Annotated in this window: 2 tRNA genes and 2 rRNA genes; all 4 read right to left on the reverse strand. The window is 48.7% G+C overall.

The window, feature by feature from the left end:
• Positions 1 to 677 (reverse strand): 23S ribosomal RNA (locus H8527_RS09590); the annotation flags it as partial.
• Between the two features lie 247 nt (positions 678 to 924).
• A tRNA-Ala gene (locus tag H8527_RS09595) sits at positions 925 to 998 on the reverse strand.
• A 14-nt stretch (positions 999 to 1012) separates the two neighbouring features.
• Positions 1013 to 1086: transfer RNA gene (locus H8527_RS09600), tRNA-Ile, on the reverse strand.
• Positions 1087 to 1233: 147 nt separating this feature from the next.
• Positions 1234 to 2761, reverse strand: a 16S ribosomal RNA gene (locus H8527_RS09605).
• Between the last annotated feature and the right edge of the window lie 1438 nt (positions 2762 to 4199).

A 4199-nucleotide genomic window follows, 5' to 3' on the forward strand; every position in this document is an offset into this window, starting at 1 on the left:
TTCAGACTCGCTTTCGCTTCGGCTCGGAGCATCGTTACTCTTAACCTTGCCAATGACGGTAACTCGTAGGTTCATTATGCAAAAGGCACGCCGTCACACCATAAGGTGCTCCGACCGCTTGTAGGCGTACGGTTTCAGGAACTCTTTCACTCCTCTGACAGAGGTGCTTTTCACCTTTCCCTCACGGTACTGGTACGCTATCGGTCTCTTACGAGTATTTAGCCTTGGCGGATGGGCCCGCCGGATTCAGACAGGATTTCACGTGTCCCGCCCTACTCAGGATTCTGCTATGCTTCATCAAAATTTCGAGTACGAGACTGTCACTCTCTATGGTCGTTCTTTCCAAAACGTTCCTCTATTCTGATTTCTTGCAATGACGCAGTCCTACAACCCCAATCATGCCAAAACATCATTGGTTTGGGCTCTTCCCCGTTCGCTCGCCACTACTGAGGGAATCATTATTATTTTCTTTTCCTACGGGTACTAAGATGTTTCAGTTCCCCGCGTTAGCCTCCCGCATTCGCGGGATGACAGGCCTTCAACCTGCCGAGTTGTCTCATTCGGAAATCTTCGGATCAATGGTCATTTGCACCTACCCGAAGCTTATCGCAGCTTATCACGTCCTTCATCGCCTGTAAGAGCCTAGGCATCCACCGTACGCCCTTCTTTACTTCGTTGCCCATGAGTTGTCTAAAAAAAACAACCCTGGCGAATATACTTAAAGCTGTACTTGTGTTACCTTTATAAGTTACTTAGATGATTTGCGAGTTGTTCAGTAAATGGGTAAACCAATAAATCCGTAACAAGTACGATTCTATCGTCACCTTATCTACCCAACAACTCATCAACTTTGTTGCGTGTTCAATATGTCAAAGATCATTTGCTCTAACTATGGTGACCATACGGTCGTCTGAGCAGTAAGAGTGGAGAATAACGGATTCGAACCGTTGACCCCCTGCTTGCAAAGCAGGTGCTCTAGCCAGCTGAGCTAATCCCCCATACAGTTACGAAGTAGTCCCAGGCAGATTTGAACTGCCGACCTCCACATTATCAGTGTGGCGCTCTAACCAACTGAGCTATAGGACTGGCAGAAATAATCAAACCTTGCGACCCTCGAACTGGAGTGCTCGGCTTCATCTTTCTCTTATATTTCATAACAGTCTGCGAGAAGTACGCAGATACAATCAAATCGTTGTACCTTATATCTACCAAAATAGGTTCGTCGCATTCCAGAAAGGAGGTGTTCCAGCCGCACCTTCCGGTACGGCTACCTTGTTACGACTTAGCCCCAATCACCAGTTTTACCCTAGGCCGACCCTCGCGGTCACGGCTTTCAGGCACCCCCGGCTTTCATGGCTTGACGGGCGGTGTGTACAAGGCCCGGGAACGTATTCACCGCGCCATGGCTGATGCGCGATTACTAGCGAATCCAGCTTCATGGAGTCGGGTTGCAGACTCCAATCCGAACTGAGAGAGGTTTTTAAGATTAGCATCCTATCACTAGGTAGCGACCTTCTGTACCTCCCATTGTAACACGTGTGTAGCCCCGGACGTAAGGGCCGTGCTGATTTGACGTCATCCCCACCTTCCTCACATCTTACGATGGCAGTATCCATGGAGTGCCCAGCATTACCTGATGGCAACCAAGGAAAAGGGTTGCGCTCGTTATGGCACTTAAGCCGACACCTCACGGCACGAGCTGACGACAACCATGCAGCACCTCTAACTCCGTCCGAAGAAAAGAGTATCTCTACTCTCGTCGAAGCTAGTTCAAGCCCGGGTAAGGTTCCTCGCGTATCATCGAATTAAACCACATGTTCCTCCGCTTGTGCGGGCCCCCGTCAATTCCTTTGAGTTTCACCGTTGCCGGCGTACTCCCCAGGTGGAATACTTAATGCTTTCGCTTGGCAGCTTACAATATATCGCAAACTGCGAGTATTCATCGTTTACTGTGTGGACTACCAGGGTATCTAATCCTGTTTGATACCCACACTTTCGAGCCTCAGCGTCAGTTACACCCCGGACACCTGCCTTCGCGATCGGAGTTCATCGTGATATCTAAGCATTTCACCGCTACACCACGAGTTCCAGCATCCCTGTGTGCACTCAAGACCACCAGTTTCAACGGCATCGTATGGTTGAGCCACACTCTTTAACCGCTGACTTAACAGTCCGCCTACGCTCCCTTTAAACCCAATAAATCCGGATAACGCCCGGACCTTCCGTATTACCGCGGCTGCTGGCACGGAATTAGCCGGTCCTTATTCTTTCGGTACATTCTTTCCAGGGACACGTCCCCGTCGTTATTCCCGAACTAAAGCAGTTTACAACCCGGAGGGCCGTCATCCTGCACGCTACTTGGCTGGTTCAGACTTTCGTCCATTGACCAATATTCCTCACTGCTGCCTCCCGTAGGAGTTTGGACCGTGTCTCAGTTCCAATGTGGGGGACCTTCCTCTCAGAACCCCTACTGATCGATGGCTAGGTGGGCCGTTACCCCGCCTACTACCTAATCAGACGCATCGCCATCACATACCAATAAATCTTTGGTTTAGTCTCCATGCGGACTCTAAACAACATCAGGTATTAATCTTACTTTCGCAAGGCTATCCCTGAGTATGTGGTAGGTTCGATACGCGTTACGCACCCGTGCGCCGGTCGCCGGCACAGAAAGCAAGCTTTCTGCCCGCTGCCCCTCGACTTGCATGTGTTAAGCCTGTAGCTAGCGTTCATCCTGAGCCAGGATCAAACTCTTCATTGTAAATATAATCATTTGTTTGTTTCTCTGTTTATTGCTCAGAACCTATCCTTAAATTGAGTAGAATTGAACGGTACAATTTCATTTTACCCGAAACCTCGATTGCTCATTGCATTCGTTGTTTCATTGTTGATTGTTCCTTGTACTTCTCTACAATCTGTTATGTAATTCTTTCAAAGAGCATATTGCAATCATTCCTCCCATCCCACCCACCTTGCGGCAGAGCGTATCGAAGTGAGCAAGATAGCCTTGCGTCCCGATTGCGAGTGCAAAAGTACAACAAACTTCCGTTACCTCCAAACAATCCCGCAGAAAAGTTTTCAAAAAAGTTACAAGACCGCGATTTTGATGCTTCTATTTGGCAGAAATCGCTCATAAGCCCATTTTTCCTCCCTTCGCCCCTCCCTCCCACTTTCTGCCCCCTTTTTGCCCCGATGTACATCCAAGAGCCACAAAACTGCATCTAAGATAAATCCAACTAACTCGGAGGTAGTTTTTTCTATCTCTGAGGTTGAAAAAATTATCTCTGAGGTAAATCGAACTACATCAGAGGTAGAGCAAATCATCTCGGAGATGGACAAAGCCTCCTCTCTCTTTCAACACCAAGCCCAAAAAGCAGCGCTCCTCTACTCTATCCACGTTTTCTCTCGCACGCGTGTGCGCATTACGCGCGCACACTACACTATAATCCCACGTTTTTTGCCTTCACTGCCTTCACCACCCACAGAAAAACACCTCACAACGGCCTGATTCGCCTTTACGACCTTTGCTTTTCACCTCTACCCTTCACTATTTTCCTTCACCTTTGCCTTCACCCCTATTCCCCTGATTTTCAACTCCTCTCCCCCATCGGTGAAGGAGTGAAGGCAATTTGCACACACTATATAGTGTATACGCGCGCGTGCGCGCGAGAGGGAAGGAGAGGGAAGGAAGGAAAGAAATGGGAGGAATGAGTCCCCATCCGAGAGAAAGGGGGACGGAGGAATCGGAAAAAGGAGGGAGAAACACAAAAATGGGAACACTCCGTCTCACGACGGAACATTCCCTCACAGAACTTATTAAAGATGAAAAAACTATTAGCTCTTAGTTGGCCACCTATCAACAGTGGAATCATTTCGCACGTGTAAGACATATTTGTGCTATTGACTTTGCAAAAGTACGCATTCCCTTCGATACGTCAAAGTCTTTGGCGAAAAATCTTCGCATTTTTTCTTCAAGATTTCGAAAAGGCCGCGAGAGTTTGTTTCATCTAAGAAAAATATCGTTTTTACCGAAGAAGCCACAAAAGGGAGCAGGCTATTTCGGGCGTTGTGAGGCGCCGGAAGGGGTGGCCTTGATCGGGGGCTGTCCTTTCTGAGGCTTGTGCGGTGCTCCCGTTTTTTCGCGCGGTGCATCCCCCTTGGGATCGTGGTGTTCGGGCACCTTGGCATCCCGTTGTGGG

It is taken from the genome of Alloprevotella sp. Lung230 (assembly GCF_014385435.1).
In the GTDB taxonomy this organism is placed as follows: domain Bacteria; phylum Bacteroidota; class Bacteroidia; order Bacteroidales; family Bacteroidaceae; genus Alloprevotella.